Here is a 25,782-nt window from a genome sequence, read left to right on the forward strand (position 1 = left end):
GAGGAGAAACATGATTAAAGGTAGTATGAAAAAAGGTCTTCTATTGCTTGTCGCAGTTCTATTATGCATGAATATGTTTGGGATCAGACCTGCTCAAGCTGTTAGTAATAGTGATGAAGAACTCGGAAAATTAATAGTTTCAGTTTTAGTAGAAGGAGTATGGGTTGAGCAAGGTTCGCTGCCATACGGTAAGTTTATATCTGAGAAATCGCTAAAAGTAACAGGTACTCAAGCTGATGAACCTACAGTAATTAGGCTACAACAGCAGGGGGGCGGGAAAGCGCATCTTGATTCCGTTGTACTCGGAACGCAATCCCTGATCGAGGTGAATGGAGATACAGATGCGTATGTTCGCAAGCTGGCTACTACTGACCAGGATTTAATTAATGTCGAAGTATCTGGAGTAGTTTTGAAGTTTACAGATGGGGATTCCGATAGCATATTAAAAATTGCTGCGCGTGTTGAACCAGAGGTTATTAGTAAAACACCTTTCCAATATCCGACTAGCAATCTCTATAAGGAGTTTAATCTTGAGTCCGAGTATTATACATATCAACTTAACTCCTCACGGGGTAGTCTTGCAATGGACGGGAATTTGAATGAAATCGCATTGCGAGCTCCATTCTTTACGCAGTATACAATACCGGATTCAGGTCACCCTGAAGGTATTACGTATGGATGGGTTTGGAATGACGATGAAAATCTGTATGTAGTCATTGATTTTACTTCTGACAATACATTTGACAATGATGCTGATTATACGAAAGTTTATGTGAAAACGAATACAGGCGTCAAGGAATTTAAGGTGTCTGTTCTCGAAACAACTTGGGGTCAACAATTTTTTACGTATACAGACAAAGTATCTTATGAGCATAAAGTATACGAATACCGAATTCCTTTAACAAATTTAGAAATGGAAGGAAATCAAAAAGAACTACAACTAGGTTTTGCAGCTTATGGAACGGCAGCTCCTGGCCCGGCAACGGATAATGATGATACCTATATCGGAGTAGATGGAAGAGATATTTCTATTCAATGGCATACTTATTCAGGAGTGGAATCCACTGTTAATATATATCTTTTGCCGGCCAATATTGTATTGGATCTAGACAATCATGATCCAATCGCGGCTTCTATTCCTCAAACTAATTTTCTGTCGAGTTGGACAGGAACTTCCTCCGAGACAATGGACAGTGCGGGGAATCAATTGACTGGTGGGGCTTATAAATTTTACATCTATAATAATACATCAAATAGTTTGACAGATCCGGGAGTAGTAGATCCTACTATTGTTCTTAGATCAGACGTAGATGCTTCTATGTTTACGGCTGTAGATAACTTTACAGGAACGCAGGATAAGCTCCAAGGTGCTGCGAATGCAACAGGTGGGGAGAATCTGGAGATTTCAGCGTATTTATGGAAGGACAGCAATCCCGATGGCATAGTCGATCTACCTGGAGAGTTGGGACCAGCTATCCCACTTGGCACTAGTAATGCAGATGGATCGGTCAACGCGGCTAATATCGGTGATTTACCCGCAGGAATTTATAAGTTTGTGATCACTGCAACATCTAATGGAATCGAATCTATCAAGGATGCGGCACATGTTGTTACCGTAACGTTAATGAAGGAAGAACTACCACTGAGTTTGACGATAGATAGTATTATGAGCAATAATCCGACGGCAGGAGTAGCCAAAGTGGGCGATACAGTGACCGTGACGTTTACATCAAACAAGGAGCTTAGCTCTATTCCAACTGTATACATCGGATTTATGGCAACAGAAGTAACCGCAACGAAAGTTAGCGATAATGTGTATAGCGCAGCGCGTACTTTCACAGAAATTGACAACGAAGGTGATGTGTTCATTAACATCGTTGCGATGGCTGCCGGTGAATATGTCACCGTATATACGACGACGGACAGTAATGGTCATAGCGTTAACTTCGATAAAACGACTCCTGAGGGAACATTAAGTATTAATGGGGGTGTTTCGACGACCGACTCAGCATCGGTTACTTTGGCAATGACAGGCACTGATCCTGATGGGACAGGAGCTATTATTCTGAACAAGGCAGACACTCAGCCTAAATGGTTTGCATTCAATGACAACTCGATCGTAGCGGCATTGGCTACCTCAATGAGCATGTCACTTGCTTCTCTACCTCCAAAAGTGCCAGGCTCAGCAAATGTTCAGATGTCATTCTCCAATGATAATGAAACATGGAGTGCATGGGAGCCCGTTGCTACGACGAAAGCATGGACTTTATTAGCAGGCAACGGCAGCAAAACAGTGTATATGAAGCTGAAGGATGCAGCAGGCAATGAGATTAAGGAGGCTATTGCAGCGAACATTACATTGAAAGTTGCTTCTTATGGAGGTGGTAACACTACTCCGCCAAGTGAAGCGATCACAGTCAATGTAGAAAACGGTGTAAATTGGAAAGGGACAGTCGTTTCGACTGCCTTAATCAACCGTGTAACAGATGCAAACGGACGTAAAAAAGAAGAGGTTACATTCCCGCTAGATCTAGTGAATAAAGCGATTGATGAGCTTACGGCAGCTGGATCGGACGTAGCGAGAATCGTAATCCCTGATCTGCAAGACGAAGTTGCAGAACTGACCGTGAATTTTCCGAAAGCTTCAACAGAGCAATTGGTAAAGGGGAATGTTGGCGTAGAAATATTTACAAAAAACACGCAAATCGATATTCCGAAAAGCTCATTAGAAGGGGTACAGGAAGATATATACTTCCGTATCGTACCGATTAAGAATGAGGAACAGCGTAAGGAAATCGAGCAGCGTGCAACAACCGAGCAGGCAGTTCGTGATATCGCAGGTAATGACATCCTTGGCGTAATAGGCCGACCGGTGACACTTGCAACAAATCTACAAAGCAATGCTGTCACATTGATACTCCCGCTTGGAGATACGAGTCTAACCGAACAGCAATTGAAAAATCTAGGCGTCTACATTGAGTACAATGATGGAACGAAGGGTTTAGTAAAAGGGGAAGTTGTATCTTACGATGGTAGCGGCAAGTATGGTATAAGCGTTACACTTTCTAAGCTTGGAACATTGGCAATTGTAAATATGAAAGCTTCAGAACCAGAGCATCACAAAGCATATATATCTGGTTACCCTGACGGCACATTCGGTCCTGAAAGAAGCATTACACGAGCTGAAATGGCTGCATTATTGGCGAGAGTTTCCAAGCTAGCAATGCAAGAAGTCAATATCTCTTATACTGATGTTGCTTCAACCAACTGGGCGAACAAGGCCATTGAAGAAGTTTCGAAGATGGGCTTAATGATAGGTTATACAGATAGAAGTTTTAGACCAGAGCAAGTGATTACTCACGTAGAAATGGTCGTAATCTTGTCTCGCTGGTTAGGCAATGACCAAAGCGGCGGCGATAGCTTGCCGAATACAGAAGGACATTGGGCACAATCAGCGATGGAGCTCGTGAAAGCGGCTGGTATAATCAGTGGTAATACTAACGATACATTCCGACCGGATCAGATATTAACTCGTGCTGAAGCAGTTAATATGATTAATAAGTTGCTGGGTCGTGGAGCATTAACTACAACAATGGCTCCATGGTCAGACGTTCCCAATACTCACTGGGCGTTTGAACAAATCCAGGAAGCATCCATCGATCATGAGCATAAGGATGCGACTGAATAAAACTAGAGTATTGGAACTGAAATAGCTTCAAAATGGAAATATAATTGTAAAAACTCAAAAAGCAGCTCGTCCCTTCATTGATTCGGAGGGAGGGCTGCTTTTTTATGTTATATGGGAAAAGCAGCAGTACATATATGCTATACTTAATTTGTTGAATTGAAGTATCATATAAGTTGTTAAAGTGAGGGTTAAAGATGAATACTAGATATAGAATTACTAGAAATCTTCATGGTGATCAGTACGAAAATACTATACCACTTGAAGAATGTAAATTTTTTTTTGGAAAAGAAACTGATTTTACACATATGGAACAATATTCTACTCGCTCAGGTGAAACGGTGATGACGATTAAGGGTGAGTTTTTTATGTGGCAGGTTGGAGAGGTGCAAATTCCATTTCGCTATTTTGACGGTGATGTGTATGTATCCGTATCCCATGAAATGATCTATCATAAAATGTTAGAAGTAGCTGAAGGATTGAATGCGCAATATATTGAAGGCTAGTAAAGTTGAATGGATAATCTTAGTATGACAACGAACCATGAAGACCGAGAGGCCTTCATGGTTCGTTGTCATTTTCTATGCTAATTATATCAAAAATATGAAGAAGCATTACACCTCTAGATGGTTTCTAATGTCATCTATTGATTATTCATGGTCAAGAGATGATTACTATAAGCTAAATATTTAACGTTTACCCCTTTAGTTTATTGATGTTTTGTATTGGTCATGAAGTGATCATTCAAAGAAAGCGCTTTCTTGAATATGCTTAAGTCATATCTTCATCAAAAAAACTGCGAGGTGTTTGGGATGAGTAATAAACCATTACTAATTGATACTGATGTTCATAATGGCATTAAAAGTCCAACGGATTTATTACCATATTTATCGAAAGTTTGGCATTCGCAATGGTTGGCGTCTGGAACGGGTCTAGGACAGCCGTATTATTCACCAGTTGGTGTCCTTCGAAAAGATGCCGTTCCTGATGATGGTTCAACCTCAGGTAGCGATCCTCATTTTATGGTAAAAGATCATGTTGAAAGATTTGGTTTTGATTATATCATTTTGACTGGCCAAAGCATTTTAGAGTTATCCTTGCATCCTGATATTGATTATGCAAACGCTGTAGTTTCTGCGTACAATGATTATTTAATTGAGCAATGGCTTAGTGTAGATAAAAGGTTCAAAGCGGCGATGGTTATTAACCACTCTGATCCTTCCCATGCTGCTAAAGAAATAGAACGTATTGGAAAGCACCCTGATATCGTTGAGGTTGTTATGTGTAGTGCAGCCAATAAACTGTATGGTCATCGTGTATATCATCCTATATATGAAGCATGTGTAAAAATGAATTTGCCAATTGCGATACATCCTGGTACCGAAGGAAGAGGTCAGACTGGTGCTCCGACTGCATCAGGTTATCCATCTCGTTATATGGAATGGCATAATATACTACCTACAAATTATATGGCGCATGTAAATAGTCTTGTATGTGAAGGAGCTTTTGAAAAGTTTCCAGATCTAAAGGTAGTTCTGATCGAAGGCGGCATAGCATGGTTAGCTCATCTCATGTGGAGAATGGATAAAAACTATAAAGCACTACGTGATACTACACCTTGGCTAAGAAAAATGCCTTCTGAATATATAAGAGAGAATGTTTTTCTAACAACTCAACCTATTGAAGAGCCAGAAAATCCGCAACATTTAGTTGATATTATTAAAATGTGTAAGGCAGAATCACAAATTTTATTTTCAAGTGATTATCCTCATTGGGATTTTGATCATCCCAAACTAGCATTACGTTCCTTTCCAAAGGATCTTAAGCAAGCAATAATGGGTGATAATGCAGCCAAACTATATGGCTTAACGCGAGTCTAATGATAAGAGGAGGGGGTAGTTTGAAAACTTCCGCAGTGCAAGTGATGAAAGATATGCGTAAAGACTATTGGCTCTATTTGATGGCAATCCCTGGTATTTTGTACTTTATCATATTCAAATATCTCCCAATGGGTGGCATAATTATTGCATTCCAAGATTTCCATCCTTTCTCGGGGTTTTTAGGTAGCAAATGGGTAGGTTTTAAACATTTTGAGCGACTATTTACAGATTTGGATTTTTGGATGCTTCTGCGAAATACATTGATGCTTTCTGTATATCAGCTTGTATTTGCTTTTCCTGCTCCCATTATAGTAGCCATTATGCTTAATGAAATTCGCAAAGAGGCTTTTAAACGCTGGATTCAGACTATAATCTATATTCCTCATTTCATGTCTTGGGTTGTAGTTGTTTCCATGTTCTTTGTTATCTTTGAATCCGAGCGTAGCTTATTGCAAAGTTTTTTATCCTCGTATAGCGTTGATAATTTTACAATTATGATGAGTGAAAAGCTATTCAGACCTATGTATATATTACAAGTGATATGGCGAGATACAGGCTGGGGAACAATTATTTACTTAGCTGCATTGTCTGCAATAAGTCCAGAACTATATGAAGCAGCTAGAATGGATGGTGCAAATCGTATTCGTCAAATATGGCATGTTACACTCCCAGGTATACGTAGCACAATTGTCATCCTATTTTTATTAAAGCTAAGTGATATTCTAGAAACGAGCTTTGAACATGTGTATGTTTTAGTTAACTCATTAAATCGTCAGGTGGCTGAAGTTTTTGATACGTATGTATATCGAGTCGGTATAGAGAGCGGTCAACTAAGCTATGCTACGTCAGTTGGATTATTTAAAGGTCTTATCGGCTTGCTACTTGTTGTAATGGCAAATAAAATAGCCAAAAAATTAGGTGAGGAGGGACTTTATTAATGAAGGAAAAATCACTTGGAAAATATACCTTTGATATCGTTAATATTAGCCTGCTTACTATATTTGCACTTATAACAATTATTCCATTTATTCATATTATTTCGAGCTCCTTTGCTTCAGTCGAAGAATACAATTCAAAAAGCTTTTTGTTATTTCCAACAGAGTTTTCACTGTCCGCCTACAAATACATTTTTTCAACGAATGCACTGCCTACGAGTTTAATGATAACGGCAGGAATCACGATCATTGGTACATTGTTTAGTTTACTAATGACTACGTTACTTGGATATCCTCTATCTCGGCGTAGATTTCATTTTAAACGAACAATAATGTTTCTCATTGTATTTACAATGATCTTTTCTGGTGGTATGATTCCAGATTACTTGGTAGTCAAAGAATTTGGCTTACTGAATAACTACGCTTCACTTATTATTCCTAGAGCGATTATCGCTTTTTACTTAATAATCTTAATCAACTTTTTTAGAGGCATTCCCGAAGAGATTGAAGAATCTGCTAAGATTGATGGTTGTGGTGATCTAACGTTGTTGTTCCGTATTATGCTCCCTTTAGCATTACCTGCCATTGCCACTTTAACGTTGTTTTACGCGGTATTTCAATGGAACACTTACCTACATGCCATTTTATATATTAACGATACTGAAAAGTGGCCGATTCAAGTATTACTTCGTCAAATTGTAATGGTCTCACAGGCTGGTTTTGTTGAACAAGGCTCTGTTGAAGGTGAGTCATCCATACCTCCTGAAACGGTAAAAATGGCAGTAATTACAGTAGCTACATTACCTATACTTTGCGTCTATCCTTTCTTGCAAAAGTATTTTGCTAAAGGTGCATTAATTGGATCTGTTAAAGGTTGATGAAGGGAGAATTCTTATGCAGAAATATTTAGTTGCATCGAAAGATGAAGTAGTTGAGGGCAAATGCAAAATCGTCAAAGTGAAAACTACGGAGTTTGGACTTTATTATGTAAATGGGCAATATTATGCTTGGAAAAATGCCTGTCCCCATTTCGGAGCACCTGTGTGCAAAGGAGTTGTTACCGGAACAAGACTTCCCTCTCTCGTATACGAATATGAATATGGACGAGAGAATGAGATTGCACGTTGTCCTTGGCATGGATGGGAATTTGATCTCATGACCGGTGAGCATCTTGTCGATCCAGATACGAAGCTCTTTAAAGGAAAGCTTCATAATAACAACGAAGATGAGCGCTTAGAAAAAGGCGAGCTTGAAGCGGACGAGAATAATCTATATATTTGGTTGTAATTTCACGCTTGGTTTGTAGCATCGCTAATTTCTTACTTAGTAGCGATGCTGGAAATAGATAATTATAATGGAGGTCATGACATGAAGAAGAAAAAGATCTGGGGTACTGTATTTAGTGCTACTTTAGCATTGTCGATTTTTTTGAGTGGCTGTAGTTCGAACAATGCTGGTACCTCAGCAACGGGAACTAATGGTACTTCATCTGAGGGATCTCAGGAGAAGAACAAGGTAACGATGATGAACGTATTCTTCTCGAATACAGCACCTTCTGACGATGGTCCAATTGTATCTGAAACGGAAAGGATTACAAATACCGACTTAGAAATCACCTACGTACCCTTTAATGTATACGCAGATAAATTAAATGTAACGTTAAGTTCTGGTGAATTACCACAAGCAATTATGGTTGAAAACCCTTTTATTACGACTGTTCTTAACGGGATTGAATCTGGAATGTTTTGGGACATCACCCCTTATCTAGATGAGTTCCCTAACTTGAAAAATTATGACCAACAAATTCTAGATAATCTAACGATTAATGGGGGTTATTATGTTATTCCAAGGCCTCGTCCACTCGTTCGTCCGGCAACAATCATTCGTAAGGATTGGCTTGAAAATGTTGGAATGTCAGAACCAACTACGGTAGACGAATTTTACAGCCTCTTAAAAGCGTTTAAGGATAATGATCCTGACAAAAACGGAGTCGATGACACATACGGCCTTATGTTTTATGAAAACAATATTTCTCCTGAAATCTTCTCATGGTTTGGAGCACCAAATCAGTGGAAGGTAGATGACAGTGGATCCTTTATTAGAGACATTGAGACAAAAGAATTCCGCGAAGCATTAACATTCGTAAGGAAGCTTTATGTCGAAGGATTAATCAATAAAAACTTTGCAATTACAGTACGAAATGAAGCTCGTAAGGATCTGTATAATAACAGGGTTGGTCTAAGTATCGAAGCAATTGACGCAGTTGTGCCATTCTATTATTTCCAAATGGAAGAAACGAAAAATGTCTATGATATGACAGTAGGTCCACCTGTTAACAATAAGGCCTTTGCTGATACTGGACATTTTGGTGGAGCTTTAATTCCAAAAACAAGTGTGAAAACCGAAGAAGAATTAAAGAATGTCTTAAGCTACTTCAACTCAGTTAATAGTGATGAAGCGAAGGCTGAATTCGTTAGAATTGTACAAGAAAATGGACTGAAGCCAGCTGAAGAACAGTTCAATCTTGATGACTTGAAAAACTTAATTACGACAGATGCCGTTATTTATCCTATTAGTGATTCAGAAACAGATATAATGTTAAATGGACGCATGGTCGAGCATGCCGCAGTTGGTGTTTCCAATCCATCAAATGGCTTAATCTCACCGACACAAATCGAAAAAGATGAGCAGTTAAAAACAATTATTGCTGATGCAAAAACAAAATACGTGATGGGTGAAATTGATGATGCTGGCTTTGACGCTGCTGTAGAGCTGTGGAAAAAAGCAGGTGGTTCGAAGGTAGCTCAAGAATTTTCTGAGCTTTATAAAAATAAATAGAGAATAGTCAAGTAGGGGGATTATATCGAGAGATATTTCCCTCTTCTTGCACTATATATTATGGTATGATAGTGAAAAAAATGGGAGGAATAACATGATAAGGCTTGTGCCGAGAAGCTTTTTTAATAAAATGCTCATCATCAGCTGTCTAATTGGTGTTTTTCCTATTCTATTATTAGGATACCTATCATTCTATAAATCTACCTCAGTATTACAAGATGAGTTAACTGCAAGCAATAAACTTATATTGCAGCAAAATAAAGCTAGGGTTGAATCGGTGTTAAAGACAGTTGATACATTAACAACACAGACGATTATTACTCCAGTTACGACCAATGCTATATCTATGCAAAGCGTTTTGGATTTACCATTTGATTACGAGCATCGTGAGGTATTTGAAAAACTAATCATTAGTTTGGTGCAAATTCAAGTGTTTGAGCTAGGTATTACAGATATTAAACTAGTCAGCTTTAAAGAGGATTGGTTAGTAGATAGCGGTGCAGTATATAAAATGAAAAATCGTGTTCGCGTCGATAAACATGATGATCTACTATCTAAAATTTATGATGATCTCACATTAGGTAGCGTTACAGGTAAATCTTCTTATTGGAAGCTGAATTTTGAACAAAATGGTAGATATATCATCCAATTAAATAAAAACATACCATTAAATTCAAACAATCCATATGGTCTAATTTCAGTACATATTCCATTAAGCGAGCTTAATAAACAGCTATCTGGAGATATTAGCAGTGGCAATACTTTTGTCGTCGATTCCAACGGTCAAATTGTTTCTAGTCTTATTCAGTCAGATATTGGAAGCTTAATTTCAGAGCAAGCCTACTTCAAACAAATTCAACTTAGTGATTCGTTAGAGGGATACTTTATCGACACAATCAATAAGCAACAGTTACTTATTCAATATAATAAGGCTCAATATAATGACTGGATTTACATATCAGTAACGCCTATTGAAGCACTTATGAACAAATCAAACAACATAAAATTTTACACAATTATTAGTGTATCAATATTAATTTTACTAGTTATCGCGACTTCATATTTTTTCTCTAATCGTATGTCTTCTCCTATTAGAAGATTGTATCGGTCAATTACGAATCATCAAGGAGAGCCTGATCGTAACGAGATCCACTTTATAAGCGATCATCTTAGTGAGCTTACGACATCTAAGCATCAATTAAAGGTACAGGTAAATCAGTTACATAAGCAAGCACAGGAATTTTTTGTAATTAAGCTTTTATTGGGAAGATTTAACACAGATACTATTGAAGAACAACTAGATAAGCTTCATTTACCCGCCAACTGGTCAACCTGGAGCATTGTATCCATGCAGATAGATCGAAGAGATTCACGTTATTCAGCTGAGGACTTGGATTTAATGTTGTATGCGATTTGTAATGTTATCAATGAGACGATGGATAAAGCGCATACACTTCCTCCTGTCATTAACAATCATATGATCCATCTTATTGTGGGTAGTCCGCTCGAGAGTGCAGTAGCATTAGATATATTTACTTATAATGTTATGGTCCAGCTGCAAAGTGATGTTAAAACCTATTTAAAGCTTGCAGTAAATATTGGGATAAGTCGTGAGCATCATGACTGGATGTATACCTCCTTAGCTTATGATGAAAGTATTCATGCGCTTTATTATCGAGCACGCTTGGAAGATGAATCTATTTTAAGAATTGAAGAGGTAGAACCATCTAACTCGGAATTATTTCGATATCCGAAAGAATTAGAAAATCAGCTCATTGAATCGATTAAACGTTCAGAAGTAGAGCAAGCAGAGATACAATTGGATATTCTACTTGAGCATATTTATTCCTTCGCCAATCATCATACTGATTATCAACATGCGATAAATCGATTGTTTAATAACCTAACAGGCATCATTCAGGATACTGGCGAATCCATTAGCAAAGTGCTTGAGTGGCATCGTTTGCCAGGGTATTTGCTCGAAAGCTCTCGATTAGTTGATGAAATGAAACAATGGCTTATTAATAATGTAGTAACACCTTTAATCATGTGGAATAGACAGAAGATTCAAAAGTTAGAAATTAACATTTCTCAATTTGTGAGTCAAGTGATTATGGAACGCTATGATCAAGATCTAAGCATTGAATATTTTGCAAGCCAGTTGAATTATCATCCAAGCTATATTAGTCGTGTATTTAAAAAGGATGTTGGGGTTACTTTCTCGGACTACTTATCTAATTATCGAATTGAAAAAGCTAAATATATGCTAAAGCATACAGATATGAAAATTTCAGAAATTGCAGAGAAATTAAGATATAGTACTGCTTCTAATTTTAATCGCCAGTTTAAAAAGATGGTTCAGCTAACTCCTAGCCAATATAGGGAGCAGCAAAATTGATGGTTGAGGAGGAGTAAATATGAGTGAAATGGGAATGCAATGGACTGCTAACGTTAGTAAGACTACCGATGAGATGAGCGTTCTAGCTGGCAAGCATATTCCTAGAGGTTGGTCAGCATCGATGATCGGTGATGAAGATCACTCTATTAACTTTAGCTGGAGTGATGTTGATTTGCAAAGGTTCAATCGTGAACAAATTGCCGAATATCGTTTGCGAATTACAAATGCTGTGGATTATCGTGATGAGCAGCTTATAGTTGTAAAGCTAAAGCAAAGTAATGAGATTATCGGTACGATGGATGTTCGGTATAGTTATACCTTTCAATATTTTGAATTAATACTAGATAAAGAAACTGCGAGAAAGGCTATAACAGAAGGGTTAGTTTTAAGCTGTTCAGGTAAGCTACAACAGCTATGGATCTTTAATAATGATAACAGAAGTACCGATCAACATTTTTTTGTTCCCCATATTCTCGTTATACCTGCTGAGCATAATAAAATTGAAGCAGCTATTCATAGCTTGCTTTCTTTCAAATCGATGCAGCCTTTTGGCTGGATCGAAGGGTGTGTACTAGATGGAATAGACAGTTTTACGAAGGGTAAATATGCGGAAAAAGCTAAGCAAGCACTCGACATGCATCTAGGTCATTATGTAACAACGGATGGAGAACTTCTATATGAAGATTTGCATGGCAACATTGCTGATGGTTCCTTTACAACCATCGAAGCAACCTTGCCTGTTGCGATTATCGCCAAGCGTAATCCTCAACATCCATTAATTGACCAAGCAACTGATTTTTTCAAGCAAAAGATGCTAGACTCAGAGCTTATTATTGATCATGATATGATTTCTGCTGAGGGATGCTATACAGTCGCTTATCCTCTGGCAGTGATAGCAAATGTCTCACAAAATGAAATGATTGCGAAGCAAGCTATCAGGCAAATATTACTTCGGAAAAAATATTTAACGACAGATCAGGATGTCTATTTGCGCTATATGCTTGACACTCATTCACATACTTTTAAAAATTGGTCTAGAGCTTATGGATGGTATTACTTGGGGCTTGTTAAAACCTATTGTACGCTAAAGCAATCTGTATTTAATCAGTTACCTGAATTGGATGAGCTCAAGCAAGAAATAGTGAGAATGAGTGAACTCGTCTTAAAATGGCAGCAGCCACACAGATTATGGAATATATTTTTAGATATGCCTGATACGATAGTTGAAACCTCTGGTTCGGCAGCAATTGCAGCGGCAATGGCTATATCAGTCAAAGAAAAAGTGATAAGTCAGAGTTATTTGCAGGAAGCTGAAAAATGCTATCAAGCATTGTCACAACATTTATCAACGGATGGATTATTAGGTGGAGTATCTCAGCATAACGCAGGTGGTATGCAGCTACAGTTAAGTAGTTATCGTGTATTGTCTCAAATGGGTTTAGGTTTATGGGGACAGCTTCATAGTGCTTTATATGAATGAATGGGTATTTCACAGTACGAAGTCGACACAGTTTCGCTTCCAATAAACAGGATATCTTCCCTCAATTTTCGTGGAAGGATATTCTGTTTTTCTATGAAATAACTACTTCAATTTCTTACGTGATGCTTCTACAAACTATGCTTGTACTGTGCCGGTGTCATACCAGTGAGTATTTTGAATTTACGATGGAAATGAGGAATGCTTCCAAATCCACATGCTTCTGCAATCTGTGCAATATTTCGATCATTCAGCTGTAACATTTCTTTCGCCCGAATTACCCGTTTGGCAGTAACGTAGTCGGTAACATTCATGCCTGTTAATCGTTTGAATACTCGTGAAAAATGAGCGGGCGAAATAGCAGCGTTTCGAGCAAGATCAGCTAATCCAAGAGCTCCCTCCAAATGTGAATCAATGTAAGTTAAAGTCTGCTCTAGCCATTGTGGTAATATGGCTGCGTACTGGCGCTGAAGCGGGTTCCCCCAAGTTTTTTCTGCATGGCGACTAAGCAATAATAAGATATGTTGAATATGCATTCTAATCGCCTGCCTGAACCCTATTGTTTCCTCACTATACTCATGATGAACCTGCTCTATTAGATCAACGATCTGCTTGCGGTAAGGTTCTGGTACTGTGAAGCGAAAAGATTGCTTTAATTGGGCGATTTCAAAAGGCTGCAAATAATGAAATCGCTCACCGATAGCCGACGTATCATGTACAAATGCTGCACTAAAATAGAAAGCAGTTGCTCGCTTTGGATCCTCCCCAGCAGGGAAAGAGCGATGAATGGTATTACTAGGTATTAAAAAAATATCGCCTGCTTCTGCATCATAAAAGGTATGATCAATAAAAAAAGTTCCTCTCCCATCATAAACATATACAAATTCATACCAATCATGAACATGATTAGGCAATTCAAATTGTTCGCTTTTGGAATCACGATATACATATTCAAAAGGAAATTCAGCTTCAAAGTTAAACATTTTACGATACGGATTCATGAGTGCCTCCAATCTCTATATAAAAGTTATTATTCAGTCTATAGAAATATCAATATAGAGTATAAATAAGCAATAATTAGCTATATATCCATTCAAATTTGTTGTCTATAATTAAGGAAATAATATATGATTCTCTCGAATAAGGGAAGCTTTTTTTCATGATGGTACGGAATATGATCATAGCTTAAAGGAGAGTGAGTAGACATGATGTCCCAACGATTAGATAAAAAGGTACTAACTACAAAGCAAAACCTAATGTATAACGAGATGATACATTCACCGATTAAGGTGCTGCAAATTGGTGAAGGGAATTTTCTGAGAGGTTTTTTTGATTGGATGCTTTATGAAAGCAGAAAGCAAGGTTTATACGATGGAAGTGTAGCAGTTGTGCAGCCGCGTCCAACTGGTAAGCCTAATATCGAAGCATTATCGGTTCAAGATGGGATATACACTTTAGTAACTCGGGGCTTAGAAAATAATGTTCCCATTGAACGGGTGGATCAGATTACGGTCTTCAGCACCGCATTTGATCCCTATGAGCATTGGGATAAGTTTATGGCACTTGCCGAACTACCTGAGTTGAAAATCGTAGTCTCGAATACGACAGAAGCAGGCTTGACATATCGACCAGAGCAGTGGAAAGAGGGAGAACCCATTGCTTCTTATCCTGGTAAATTAACAGCATTGTTTTATCATAGATTCAAAGCATTTCAAGGAGATCCGGAGCGCGGATTCATCTGTTTGCCATGTGAATTGCTAGAGCGTAACGGAGACACTTTGCGAGATTGCATATTGCGTTATTGTGAAGATTGGCAGCTTCCTACAGATTTTAGAGATTGGGTTATTGATCATAATTTATTTCTAAATTCACTTGTAGATCGAATTGTGACAGGATATCCGAAGCAAGAACAAGCAGATGCTTGGTTCGATGAGTGGGGATATCGCGATCCAATGCTTACAACAGCTGAGCCGTATCATTTATGGGCAATAGAAGGTGATCCTTCACTAGATCGGGAGTTGCCGCTTGCCGCCGCAGGATTGAATGTGCTATGGGTCGAAGACTTAAAGCCATATCAAGTGCGAAAGGTAAGCATATTAAATGGAGCCCACACGTTTATGGCGCTATATGGTTTGTTACAAGGTGTACAAGAAGTACGGTTAGCGATGGAAGATCCACATATTAGTAAACTGATTAAGCGAACGATTCAGACTGAGATTATTCCATCATTACCTTATGATTCGGCCGACTTACAGCAATATGCCGAGCAGGTGTATCAGCGTTTTTTGAACCCGTATATCCAGCATCGTTTAACCGATATTGCGATGAATAGTTTGAGTAAATTTAGAACGAGATTATTGCCAGTAATTCAATATTACCTGCACAAGGAGCAGTTTGCCCAACTACCTAAAGGGTTAGCTACAGCGTTGGCTGCATTAATCCGATACTATCAAGTTGAAAAAGTTGAAGCGGGCTATCAAGGGAAATCTTTTGCAGGCGAATCGTATATTTTGCGTGATGATCCAGTTTTACTAGATCAGATAGCTAGCGTCTGGAGCAGCTACAGTTACTTTTCAAGAGACAATACTTCTACATCTTTACATCAAGCTGTAACTCTCATACTCCAATTAGAAGCGCTATGGGGCTTCAATATCCATGTCAGCAATCCCAATTTGGCAGAGCAATTAACAGCTATTATGATGCAATGGGAGGAATTCGGCAATGAATAAGTGGATTAAATTACATGAAAAAGATACGGTAGCCATTGCACTTAAACCCTTTTCCAAAGGCGATAAACTTCAACTGGACGATAAATCTTCGATCGAATTACTTGATGATGTACCATTTGGTCATAAAATTGCGCTCTATTCCTTGCAGGAAGGAGAACATATTATTAAATTTGGTAATTCAATCGGAGTAGCGACAACTGCCATCGCAGCTGGTCATTGGGTTCATACACAAAATATTAGATCCGGCTTAAGTGGGATTTTGAGCTATGAATATACTCCAAGTGTTGAAGCATTTGCTGAGGCAGCTGTTGCACAGCAACAATCCCAAGATACTTCTCGCGTTTTTCAAGGTTATGTCAGAGCGGATGGCGAGGTCGGTATTCGCAATGAAATATGGATTATTAACACGGTAGGCTGTATTAATAAAACATGTGAAATTGTCGCGCGTCGTGCGTCGGCATTATATGAGGATCGAGTGGATGGCATCTATCATTTTGCACATCCTTATGGTTGCTCGCAATTAGGCGATGATTTGAGCTACACACAAAAATTGCTAGCTTCATTGGTTCGACATCCGAATGCAGCCGGAATACTAGTCATTGGTTTAGGCTGTGAAAACAATCAGATTGAGTTGTTCGAGCAAGTAATTGGTGACTATGATCCTCGTCGTATTAAATTCTTAAAGGCGCAGCAGGCAGAGGACGAAATTGAAGAAGCGTTATCATTAATGGAGGAATTGGTTGGATTTGCAGAAAGTTTTTCAAGAGAACCTGTACCTATATCTCGCTTAAAGTTAGGCTTAAAATGTGGTGGTTCCGATGGTTTATCAGGTATAACAGCAAATCCTCTAGTAGGTCAAATGGCAGATCGATTAATTGCAGCCGGTGGTTCGGCTATTTTAACCGAAGTGCCTGAAATGTTTGGTGCTGAAACGATATTAATGGAGCGATCAGCAAACGAAGAGATTTTTCAAGATGTCGTTGGTCTGATTAATGAATTCAAACAATATTTTATTCGCCATGGTCAAGAGATTTATGAAAATCCTTCTCCAGGAAATATTGCTGGTGGCATCAGTACATTAGAAGAAAAATCTTTAGGCTGTACACAAAAAGGTGGTCATGCCATTGTAACAGACGTTATTGGTTATGGTGAGCGCGTCCTGCAAAATGGTTTAACTTTGCTTGAAGCACCAGGCAATGATCTTGTTTCGGTCACAGCGCTGAGTGCAGCAGGGGCGCATATCGTATTGTTTACAACAGGTAGAGGGACACCATTTGGTGGACCAGTACCGACGGTGAAAATTTCTACGAACACCGAATTAGCTCAGCGTAAGAAAAACTGGATTGATTTTAATGCCGGACGTCTTCTTGACAATATGACAATGGAAGCGCTAAGTGATGAATTTTGGGAACAGCTTATTGCGATTGCATCTGGAGATGTTCAGACGCATAATGAGCGCAATGGATTTAAAGAAATTGCGATATTTAAAGATGGCGTTACGTTGTAGGTTGTCTCTTTCGATACTGCAGGGGAGAGTACCCAGTCGTATGCTTAAACAGCTTGTAAAAATTTGCCACGGACTCCATACCAATTTGTTCAGCGATTTCGTTCATTTTCAGATTCGTTTCGCGAAGTAAGCGTTGAGCCTCTCTCACTCTAACTAATTGCACATATTCTGCAAAGCCGAAGCCAGTGCAATGTTTGAATTTTCTGCTTAAGTAGTAGGGGCTAATGAAAAATTGAGCAGCAACGTCATGAAGGCGTAGTGCTTCAACGTAATGGGTTCCTACATAAGTCGCAATTTCATACATCGTTTGATGAACAGATGAGGGTTGAGCCTCAACCTTAGGCTGCTCATCTTGCGCTCGGAAAACTAGCAATAGTAGTTGACGTAGTAATGATTCTAGCATGATATCCCGACCGCGGGCATTATCCTTTGCTTCCGAAAGTAAGTCCTGAACAATATTTTCTCCTTTATATTGCACTTGTGGCGGTAACGCAATAACCCCACTTAAAGTAGCAAATGGAAAATCTGCTAGAAATGAATCACCGAAGTTGATTACGAGTCTTTCGTGATCAGGGATACCAGTATCGATCGTTCTATGCAATTCATGCTTGTCTACAAATACAAAGCTTCCTTGCTTTACTCGGTATGTGCGATCACGAATGAAATAATCACGTTCACCAGCAAATAAATAATAGAGTTCATATTCATCATGCGAATGTTGATCTTGCATCGTAAAAAAGCCTTTCCGCTTTGTATGGTCGATCATCATTGATTTTTCACTATTATAGTTGATACTCATTTTGACCTCCGCGAGTAAAGTGCAAGAATTGCGACTTTTTATTGATTTGAGCAATTATTATAGACGATTATAACTCATTATTGCAGTATATTAAAGGAGATCGTTTACATTCATCTAAAAGGGAGCGTTTCCATATGAAAAAGAAATATGCACTTATTGGTACTGGCGGGCGAGCACAATTTTTTTATGGTTCTTTGGTAAGAGATTATGGTGAAACGTCTGAGCTCGTTGCATTTTGCGATACAAATCAAACAAGAATGAACTATGCGAATAAGCTACTTGTAGATACTTATGGTTACAAAGCGATTCCAACGTATAAAGCAGATGAATTTGAAAAAATGATTCAAGTAGAAAAGCCCGATACGATTATCGTTACGACGATGGATCGCACTCATCATACTTATATTATTAAAGCAATGGAGTTAGGCTGTGATGTTATAACGGAAAAACCAATGACAGTGGACGAGGAAAAATGCCAAGATATTATTGATGCAGTTAATAATACAGGTCAAAAGCTTCGTGTAGCTTTCAACTATCGTTATGCACCGCATAATACTAAACTTCGTGAATTGATTATGAATGGTACTATCGGTGATGTGCATTCTGTACATTTCGAATGGTTACTTAATACAGAGCATGGTGCAGATTATTTCCGTCGCTGGCATAGAGATAAACGTAATAGTGGTGGAATGCTCGTGCATAAATCGACTCATCATTTTGATCTGATTAACTTCTGGCTAGACACTCAGCCTCAAACGGTTTTCGCTCAAGGCTCATTGATGTTTTATGGTAAAGAAAATGCGGAAAAACGTGGTGTAACAGAGTTTTATAATCGTGCTCGTGGTAGCGAAATTGCAAAAAATGACCCGTTTGCCCTTGATTTGGAGAAGAGTGAAGACTTAAAAGGACAGTATGCAGATGCTGAACATGAAGATGGTTACTATCGTGATCAAAGTGTGTTCGGAGATGGTATTTCGATTGAAGATACACTAGGCTTACTAGTACGTTACAAAAATAAAGCAATATTAACATATTCTCTTAACTGCTATATGCCATGGGAAGGCTTCCAGGTCAATATTAACGGTTCAAAGGGACGTATCGAAATGAAAATTGTGGAAAAATCTTATGTGAATTCCGGTGGGAAGAAAGAAGATGAAGGTGCGCTTCAATCCAAGAGCATTAAAGTAATTCCAATGTTTGGAGAAGCGTATGACGTGAACATTGAAGACAGTGAAGGTGGTCATGGTGGTGGGGACCCAATTCTGCTTAATGATTTGTTTGGAGTTCCAGAGGAAGATCCGTATCATCGCGCGGCATCACATGTTGATGGTGCAATGTCTATTCTTACTGGTGTTGCAGGTAATATTTCTATGAAAACAGGAATGCCTGTAAATGTAGATCAGCTTATTAAATTTTAATGTAGTTGAGAAAATCAGTTAGAGGTGAATCTATGTCATATCGGTATGACTTTGGTCCAGTAGGAGTAGCTCAAGAAGGCTATCAAAAGGTTACGAATACTACATTATATGATGAAAACATAGGTTTCGGTTTTACTACGACTCATAAAGTGTCAGCGAAAAAACGGACAGATGAGCTATTAACTGGTGATTTCTGCATTCCTTTTGATTCAACCTTTGTTGCTGATGTACCTAATGGCAATTATATCGTTACTTTACTGATGGGAGATGCTCATGCACCAACTCATGCTTCATTAAAGACAAATGGTGAGCATCTTGTTTTGCAAAATTATGAAACGGTAGCAGGACAGTGCGCTCGTGAACAGTTTGGCGTCAATGTACGGAACGGACAGTTGAAATTAAGTTTTGGCGGACTTGCACCACGCTTGAATGCGGTTGAATTGGTTCAGACCTCACAGCAAGTAACTATTTATTTGGCAGGAGATTCAACCGTTACAGATCCCTCGGTTGACGGTTTTCCGTTCTCAGGTTGGGGGCAAATGCTGAATTACTACTTTAGACATGACGTTGTTATTGCGAATCATGCGATAGGTGGTCGAAGCTCAAAAAGTTTTATTTCTGAAGGCAGACTAGACGGGATAGTAGACGAGATCAAAGAAGGTGACTTTTTATTCATTCAGTTTGGTCATAATGATCAAAAATCTGATGAGGAAAGATTCACCGATCCACAGACAACCTATCCCGAGCATCTGCAAAAATATATCGATGCTGCCCGTTCGAAGAAGGCAACACCAGTGTTAATTACTTCGGTGCACCGTCGCGATTATGATAGCGATGGTGGGATCATTAACTCACACACAACGTATTTGGATGCTGTAAGAAAGCTAGCAGAGGAAGAAAATGTAGCACTCATTGATTTGGCAGATCGCAGCAAACAATTGTTTGAAGAACTTGGTGAAGAAGCGACAAAATCGATTTTTCTATGGGGAGAGCCTGGAGAGTGGAAAAATTTCTCGAATGGCACGAAGGATAATACCCATTTCCAAGAACAAGGCGGTTTGCAAATTGCCCAATTAGTGGTTGCTGGTATTCGAGATCTCAATCTCATGCCGCTTAAGATGTTTCTGAAACTTAAGGGATGAGATATTATATGAGTTAAATAGTATACGACTAAATTTTCTGAGGTGATTAATCAGTGAGAGCATTTATGGATGAACAGTTTTTGCTAAGTAACGATACGGCAGTTAACTTATATGAGCAGTTTGCAAAGCCAATGCCTATTATCGATTATCATTGTCATCTTGATCCACAAGCAATTTATGAAGATAAGCCATTCGCTAATCTGTCAGAAGTTTGGTTGTATGGTGATCATTATAAATGGCGGACGATGAGAGCTAATGGTGTAGAAGAACAATATGTTACTGGTGGCCAAGGGATAAGTGATTATGAGCGTTTTGTAGCTTATGCCAAAACCGTACCAATGCTGATTGGCAATCCATTATATCATTGGTCTCATCTAGAACTTAGACGACTATTTGGTATATATGAAATGATTAATGAAAAAAATGCACCAATCATTTGGGAAAAAGCCAATGAGCGTCTAAAGGAAGAGGGTTTTTCACCGCGCGGTCTAATCCGTAGCTCCAATGTGCGAGTGGTTTGTACAACGGATGATCCAGTAGATTTATTACAATATCATCTTAAATTAAATGAAGAACAAAACCTCGGATTTCAAGTAAGACCTACTTTCCGACCTGATAAGGCGTTAGAAATTAACAGGGCAACATTTTTTCCGTGGTTACAGCGCTTAGAAGATGTATGTGGATATGACGTCAACCATTATAGCTTACTGTTAAAAGCGCTAAAGGATCGCGTGCAATTTTTCCATGACACAGGCTGCTTATTATCTGATCATGCATTAGATAAAGTGATGTATGCAGATGCAACGATGGAGCAAGCAACAGAGATTTTTGCTAAAGCGCTACGTGGGGATGCAGTAACAATAGAAGAAGAAGCTGCATATAAAACCTATACCTTGATCTATCTAGCAGGCTTGTATGAGCAATTTGGTTGGACGATGCAGCTTCATATTAAAGCCCATCGCAATAATAATACAGCGATGTTTAATCAACTTGGTGCTGATACGGGATTTGATTCAATTAATGATGGACCATTAGCAGAGCCACTTGTGAAACTACTAGATGCAATTGAAAAATTGCCACGTACCATTCTCTATTCGCTAAATGCTAGTGATAATGAAGTGCTAGCAACGATGATGGGCAGCTTCCAAGGTGGCGGCATTCCAGGTAAAATTCAGCTCGGTTCCGCATGGTGGTTTAACGATACGATCGATGGTATGCTGGCTCAGCTTAAATCACTGGCGAACATGGGCGTACTTGGCCGATTCGTAGGGATGTTGACCGATTCTCGTAGCTTCCTTTCCTACCCAAGGCATGAGTATTTCCGGCGTGTTTTGTGTAATCTGTTAGGTGAATGGGTTGAGTCAGGTCAGCTGCCAGAAGATATGGAGCTGCTGCAAACGATCATTGAAGGAATATGCTATCGCAATGCGGAGGAGTATTTCCGGTTTGGTTCGGGTCAGTAAGACGTTATTCTAATTTGAAGTAACCTCATAAAGTTAAATAGATTATTTTCGTAGGCGATTTGTTAGGCATGGGTTCGGTACTTTACCGGGCTTATGTCTTTTTTTTTGAGTAAGCAGGATTACTTCTTTACTATTAAAATATTCAAGAAATAGCTAAAACCATGAATCTGAAAGCACTACTGGGCTTGACCTTTGTATGTATGATAAGCTAATAGAATGGAAAGCCGCACCAGACAATAGTCATGAGATGGTTATAGAGCGAAAACTCTGCTTGGTATGGATAGAGACAGGAGGATGAGGAATGAGCTTTGTTACTGTAAAGGATGAGTTCAAGCGTTACAAAATGGGCGAGAATATGATTGTTGCCAACGATGGAATTGATTTTGAGATTAATAAAGGTGAGTTTGCTGTGATCGTAGGTCCCAGCGGTGCGGGGAAATCGACCGTGCTTAATATTCTTGGCGGGATGGATTCCGCTGACGAAGGCCAGGTCATCGTAGACGGTATAGATATCGCTAAGTTCAGTGCCAAGGAGTTGACAGACTATCGTCGAAATGACGTAGGGTTTGTTTTTCAGTTCTATAACTTGGTACCCAATCTGACAACACTGGAAAATGTTGAGCTTGCTGCTCAGATTTCCCCACGTGCATTAGATGCACGTAAGGTGCTAGAGGATGTGGGGTTAGGGGCACGGCTTGATAATTTCCCAGCGCAATTGTCCGGTGGCGAGCAGCAGCGCGTCGCCATCGCTAGAGCACTGGCAAAGCAGCCCAAGCTGTTACTTTGCGATGAGCCAACGGGTGCGCTTGATTACAACACTGGTAAGCAGGTGCTGAAGTTACTTCAGGATACCTGTCGCAATACAGGAACGACGGTAATCGTAATTACGCATAATCTTGCGATTGCGCCGATGGCAGACAGAGTCATTGAGATTAACAACGCTAAGGTACGGAAGATGGTAACCAACCCTACACCTGTATCCGTTGACGATATCGAGTGGTAAGGAGTAGGCATCTATGAAAAAGCAAGCGTTGTGGAAAGATATTTTTCGTGAAATAGGGCATACGAAGGCCCGCTTTATTTCGATTTTTGCAATCATTATGTTAGGTGTTAGCTTTTTTGCCGGAATTAAGGCGACTGGTCCAGATATGTTGGATACGGTGAGAACCTATTATGAGGATTTGCAGCTGATGGATCTGAAGGTGCAGACCAGCTCCGGACTATCAGTAGAAACTATAAAACTGCTTAGTGATGTCCCGGGTATCGATGAGATCCAGCCTAGTTACAGTACGGATGTGTTTATCGGTGACAATTCCTTAGTACTCAAGGTCAATTCATACAACACAGATAAACCGCTTAACGAGTATCGTATTATTGAAGGGCATCTTCCGGAGCAATCTGGAGAAATCGTACTAGATGATGGGTTAGCCGGAGAGTATGCAGTTGGTGACAAGGTTACTTTCCGTGGAAATGGCCCAAGTCCGGAGCTGGCGAACCAGTTCGAGACTCTAGAATATACCGTAGTGGGCTTTGTTCGTAGTCCCCAATTTATCGAAAAGCACAACCGGGGCACCAGCGGGATCGGTAATGGTACAGTAGATGCGTTTGCCGCTATCTCGGAGGTAGACTTCAAGTTACCAGTGTATACGGAAGCTTATCTGAGCTTCACGGATACTAACGGTTTGCAGGCTTATACACCGGAATATGAGTTGCTAATTGAACGACATACCCAAGCTGTAGAGGAGATGCTGTCCGGCATAACGGATGATCGGCTTGAGGCATTGTCGACTGAAGCTCAAGGTGAGAAAGTACTTCCGCAAATCTATGTTACGGACAGGAACGCCAATCCGGGTTATACCGAATATAAAGACAACGCTGACCGCTTGTCGGCGATTGCTAGTGCATTTCCAGCGTTCTTTTTCCTAATTGCGGCGCTGGTCAGCTTAACAACTATGACGCGAATGGTTGAGGAGCATCGCCTTCAGATCGGTACACTTAAAGCGCTTGGTTATAGCAATCGATACATTATGGCTAAGTTTCTAGTCTATGGTACACTTGCCAGTCTGTCGGCTTCGATTGTGGGGCTTGCTATCGGCTTTACGCTGTTCCCGACCATTATTTATAATGCGTACAGTTCACTCTATAATCTACCAGACATTATTAAAAGCTTCTATCCTTCGTATTCCATCGTCTCCATCATTGTGGCGCTAATATGCACTACGTTGACGGCTTGGATTGCTTCTCGGGTAGAGCTGCGGAGTAACGCTTCCGTATTGATGCGTCCGAAGGCACCGAAGAGCGGACAGCGGATTTTGTTGGAGCGTGTTACCTTTGTCTGGAAACGGATGAACTTTGTTCAGAAGGTTACCGCACGGAATCTGTTCCGCTATAAGCAGCGGATGTTTATGACTGTAATCGGCGTAGCTGGCTGTACGGCGTTGATTCTGACTGGGTATGGTCTCAAGGACTCGATTGGCAGCATTTCCGGACAGCAATTCGGCGCGATTATGAAATATGATGCATTTATCGTGTTGAATGAAGATGCGTCAGCTGATGCACTGAAAGACTATGATCAGTTGATTGCTAGCGAGTCAGTCATTACTGGATCGCTGAATGTGTCGCAGGAAACGATGACCGCACGCGAAAGCGGTGTAAATGATCAGGATATTAATCTGTTCATTCCGGCATCCATTGACACTCTGGCTGATTATGTAGAGCTGCGGGACCGAATCAGCGGAGAAGCACGGACGCTAACGGAAGAGGGCGCTATTATCTCGGAGAAGCTTGCTCAATTGTACAAACTTGAGCCGGGAGACATGTTGACCGTAGTGGATAACGATAATGAAACCTTCAACATTCAAGTAGCGGGGATCACGGAGAACTATGTGATGCACTATATTTATATGACACCGACGTATTATTCTTCCGTATTTAAGAAAGATCCACTGTTCAATACAGAGCTGCTGAACTATGAAGCTCAGGAGAAAGCCTGGGAAGACTGGTTTGGCGAACAATTAACGGCCAATGAGCATGTTACTGCGATCAGCTTTTCCAGCGGCGTCGGCTCTGCCTTCGACGAAACGATGAAGAGTATGGACGTTGTAACCTTAATACTCATTGTGTCAGCGGCAGCACTTGCGTTTGTTGTACTTTACAATTTGACTAATATTAATGTATCTGAGCGAATCCGAGAGCTGTCGACAATTAAGGTACTCGGCTTTTATGACAAAGAAGTAACGATGTATATTTATCGTGAGAATATTTTTCTAAGCGTACTCGGCATTATTGCTGGATCGGGACTTGGCATTGTGCTGCACAGATTCGTGCTGAAGACGGCCGAGCTAGATGCGACGATGTTCGCCCCGCTCATCAAGTGGCAAAGCTATCTTTATGCCGCACTTTTGACACTGTTGTTCTCTGTAATTGTTATGGCTTTCATGCACATCAAGCTCAAAAAAATTGATATGATTGAAGCTTTGAAGTCTGTGGAATAGCGTTATAGGATGGAAGA

The 25,782-nt window shown here is 39.7% G+C and carries 18 protein-coding genes; 16 read left to right on the forward strand and 2 right to left on the reverse strand.

Going from position 1 to position 25,782, the window contains the following annotated elements:
* Positions 1 to 10 precede the first annotated feature (10 nt).
* The 9 genes from AC1TO5_RS14855 to AC1TO5_RS14895 all read left to right on the forward strand — a co-directional run bounded on the left by AC1TO5_RS14855 (position 11) and on the right by AC1TO5_RS14895 (position 13,216).
* Positions 11 to 3,688: an S-layer homology domain-containing protein gene (locus AC1TO5_RS14855; RefSeq protein WP_482063600.1), complete on the forward strand. Its 3,678-nt coding sequence runs from the start codon at positions 11 to 13 to the stop codon at positions 3,686 to 3,688.
* A 194-nt stretch (positions 3,689 to 3,882) separates the two neighbouring features.
* Positions 3,883 to 4,191, forward strand: coding sequence for a hypothetical protein (locus AC1TO5_RS14860; RefSeq protein WP_482063601.1), 309 nt, complete (start codon positions 3,883 to 3,885; stop codon positions 4,189 to 4,191).
* Positions 4,192 to 4,497: 306 nt separating this feature from the next.
* Positions 4,498 to 5,565, forward strand: a complete 1,068-nt coding sequence (locus AC1TO5_RS14865) for an amidohydrolase family protein (protein WP_482063602.1) — start codon at positions 4,498 to 4,500, stop codon at positions 5,563 to 5,565.
* 44 nt (positions 5,566 to 5,609) lie between these two features.
* Entirely contained in the window at positions 5,610 to 6,503 is an 894-nt protein-coding gene (locus AC1TO5_RS14870) for an ABC transporter permease (RefSeq protein WP_482063654.1), read from the forward strand.
* Positions 6,503 to 7,378: a carbohydrate ABC transporter permease gene (locus tag AC1TO5_RS14875; protein WP_482063603.1), complete on the forward strand. Its 876-nt coding sequence runs from the start codon at positions 6,503 to 6,505 to the stop codon at positions 7,376 to 7,378. The genes AC1TO5_RS14870 and AC1TO5_RS14875 overlap by 1 nt, the downstream gene beginning before the upstream one ends.
* Before the next feature lie 16 nt (positions 7,379 to 7,394).
* Positions 7,395 to 7,787: a Rieske (2Fe-2S) protein gene (locus AC1TO5_RS14880; protein WP_482063604.1), complete on the forward strand. Its 393-nt coding sequence runs from the start codon at positions 7,395 to 7,397 to the stop codon at positions 7,785 to 7,787.
* 81 nt (positions 7,788 to 7,868) lie between these two features.
* Complete coding sequence (locus AC1TO5_RS14885; RefSeq protein WP_482063605.1) at positions 7,869 to 9,338, forward strand: extracellular solute-binding protein; 1,470 nt, start codon at positions 7,869 to 7,871, stop codon at positions 9,336 to 9,338.
* 94 nt (positions 9,339 to 9,432) lie between these two features.
* Positions 9,433 to 11,736 carry a helix-turn-helix domain-containing protein gene (locus tag AC1TO5_RS14890; protein WP_482063606.1) on the forward strand — a complete coding sequence of 768 codons (2,304 nt, stop codon included), beginning with the start codon at positions 9,433 to 9,435 and terminating at the stop codon, positions 11,734 to 11,736.
* A gap of 19 nt (positions 11,737 to 11,755) precedes the next feature.
* Positions 11,756 to 13,216: a glycoside hydrolase family 88 protein gene (locus AC1TO5_RS14895; RefSeq protein ID WP_482063607.1), complete on the forward strand. Its 1,461-nt coding sequence runs from the start codon at positions 11,756 to 11,758 to the stop codon at positions 13,214 to 13,216.
* Between the two features lie 128 nt (positions 13,217 to 13,344).
* On the opposite strand, the gene AC1TO5_RS14900 is transcribed toward AC1TO5_RS14895, so the two are convergent.
* Positions 13,345 to 14,214, reverse strand: coding sequence for an AraC family transcriptional regulator (locus AC1TO5_RS14900; protein WP_482063608.1), 870 nt, complete (start codon positions 14,212 to 14,214; stop codon positions 13,345 to 13,347).
* A gap of 204 nt (positions 14,215 to 14,418) precedes the next feature.
* Between AC1TO5_RS14900 and AC1TO5_RS14905 the strand changes: the two genes are divergently transcribed.
* Both AC1TO5_RS14905 and AC1TO5_RS14910 read left to right on the forward strand, forming a co-directional pair.
* Positions 14,419 to 15,942 carry a tagaturonate reductase gene (locus AC1TO5_RS14905; RefSeq protein WP_482063609.1) on the forward strand — a complete coding sequence of 508 codons (1,524 nt, stop codon included), beginning with the start codon at positions 14,419 to 14,421 and terminating at the stop codon, positions 15,940 to 15,942.
* Positions 15,935 to 17,449, forward strand: coding sequence for a UxaA family hydrolase (locus AC1TO5_RS14910; RefSeq protein ID WP_482063610.1), 1,515 nt, complete (start codon positions 15,935 to 15,937; stop codon positions 17,447 to 17,449). The genes AC1TO5_RS14905 and AC1TO5_RS14910 overlap by 8 nt, the downstream gene beginning before the upstream one ends.
* Here AC1TO5_RS14910 and AC1TO5_RS14915 read toward each other — a convergent pair.
* Entirely contained in the window at positions 17,439 to 18,248 is an 810-nt protein-coding gene (locus AC1TO5_RS14915) for a helix-turn-helix domain-containing protein (protein WP_482063611.1), read from the reverse strand. The two genes, AC1TO5_RS14910 and AC1TO5_RS14915, sit on opposite strands and share 11 nt — an antisense overlap.
* 134 nt (positions 18,249 to 18,382) lie before the next feature.
* Here AC1TO5_RS14915 and AC1TO5_RS14920 point away from each other — a divergent pair, with 134 nt between their 5' ends.
* From AC1TO5_RS14920 to AC1TO5_RS14940, 5 genes are all read left to right on the forward strand, one after another.
* The gene (locus AC1TO5_RS14920) at positions 18,383 to 19,666 is read left to right on the forward strand and encodes a Gfo/Idh/MocA family oxidoreductase (protein ID WP_482063612.1); all 1,284 of its coding nucleotides are present in this window, start codon (positions 18,383 to 18,385) and stop codon (positions 19,664 to 19,666) included.
* Between the two features lie 32 nt (positions 19,667 to 19,698).
* The gene (locus AC1TO5_RS14925; RefSeq protein ID WP_482063613.1) at positions 19,699 to 20,808 is read left to right on the forward strand and encodes a rhamnogalacturonan acetylesterase; all 1,110 of its coding nucleotides are present in this window, start codon (positions 19,699 to 19,701) and stop codon (positions 20,806 to 20,808) included.
* A gap of 53 nt (positions 20,809 to 20,861) precedes the next feature.
* On the forward strand, positions 20,862 to 22,271 hold the full coding sequence (gene uxaC / locus AC1TO5_RS14930; RefSeq protein WP_482063614.1) for a glucuronate isomerase: 1,410 nt from the start codon (positions 20,862 to 20,864) through the stop codon (positions 22,269 to 22,271).
* A 301-nt stretch (positions 22,272 to 22,572) separates the two neighbouring features.
* On the forward strand, positions 22,573 to 23,274 hold the full coding sequence (locus AC1TO5_RS14935; protein ID WP_482063615.1) for an ABC transporter ATP-binding protein: 702 nt from the start codon (positions 22,573 to 22,575) through the stop codon (positions 23,272 to 23,274).
* A 13-nt stretch (positions 23,275 to 23,287) separates the two neighbouring features.
* Positions 23,288 to 25,765 carry an ABC transporter permease gene (locus AC1TO5_RS14940; protein WP_482063616.1) on the forward strand — a complete coding sequence of 826 codons (2,478 nt, stop codon included), beginning with the start codon at positions 23,288 to 23,290 and terminating at the stop codon, positions 25,763 to 25,765.
* The last annotated feature ends 17 nt before the right edge of the window (positions 25,766 to 25,782 follow it).

This window comes from Paenibacillus sp. Y930, from assembly GCF_056786375.1.

Bases quoted from the DNA above. Each gene is read 5' to 3' on its own strand.
- AC1TO5_RS14855 (WP_482063600.1), top strand. From the start codon at position 11: ATGATTAAAGGTAGTATGAAAAAAGGTCTTCTATTGCTTGTCGCAGTT.
- AC1TO5_RS14860 (WP_482063601.1), top strand. From the start codon at position 3,883: ATGAATACTAGATATAGAATTACTAGAAATCTTCATGGTGATCAGTAC.
- AC1TO5_RS14865 (WP_482063602.1), top strand. From the start codon at position 4,498: ATGAGTAATAAACCATTACTAATTGATACTGATGTTCATAATGGCATT.
- AC1TO5_RS14870 (WP_482063654.1), top strand. From the start codon at position 5,610: ATGAAAGATATGCGTAAAGACTATTGGCTCTATTTGATGGCAATCCCT.
- AC1TO5_RS14875 (WP_482063603.1), top strand. From the start codon at position 6,503: ATGAAGGAAAAATCACTTGGAAAATATACCTTTGATATCGTTAATATT.
- AC1TO5_RS14880 (WP_482063604.1), top strand. From the start codon at position 7,395: ATGCAGAAATATTTAGTTGCATCGAAAGATGAAGTAGTTGAGGGCAAA.
- AC1TO5_RS14885 (WP_482063605.1), top strand. From the start codon at position 7,869: ATGAAGAAGAAAAAGATCTGGGGTACTGTATTTAGTGCTACTTTAGCA.
- AC1TO5_RS14890 (WP_482063606.1), top strand. From the start codon at position 9,433: ATGATAAGGCTTGTGCCGAGAAGCTTTTTTAATAAAATGCTCATCATC.
- AC1TO5_RS14895 (WP_482063607.1), top strand. From the start codon at position 11,756: ATGAGTGAAATGGGAATGCAATGGACTGCTAACGTTAGTAAGACTACC.
- AC1TO5_RS14900 (WP_482063608.1), bottom strand. From the start codon at position 14,214: ATGAATCCGTATCGTAAAATGTTTAACTTTGAAGCTGAATTTCCTTTT.
- AC1TO5_RS14905 (WP_482063609.1), top strand. From the start codon at position 14,419: ATGATGTCCCAACGATTAGATAAAAAGGTACTAACTACAAAGCAAAAC.
- AC1TO5_RS14910 (WP_482063610.1), top strand. From the start codon at position 15,935: ATGAATAAGTGGATTAAATTACATGAAAAAGATACGGTAGCCATTGCA.
- AC1TO5_RS14915 (WP_482063611.1), bottom strand. From the start codon at position 18,248: ATGAGTATCAACTATAATAGTGAAAAATCAATGATGATCGACCATACA.
- AC1TO5_RS14920 (WP_482063612.1), top strand. From the start codon at position 18,383: ATGAAAAAGAAATATGCACTTATTGGTACTGGCGGGCGAGCACAATTT.
- AC1TO5_RS14925 (WP_482063613.1), top strand. From the start codon at position 19,699: ATGTCATATCGGTATGACTTTGGTCCAGTAGGAGTAGCTCAAGAAGGC.
- AC1TO5_RS14935 (WP_482063615.1), top strand. From the start codon at position 22,573: ATGAGCTTTGTTACTGTAAAGGATGAGTTCAAGCGTTACAAAATGGGC.
- AC1TO5_RS14940 (WP_482063616.1), top strand. From the start codon at position 23,288: ATGAAAAAGCAAGCGTTGTGGAAAGATATTTTTCGTGAAATAGGGCAT.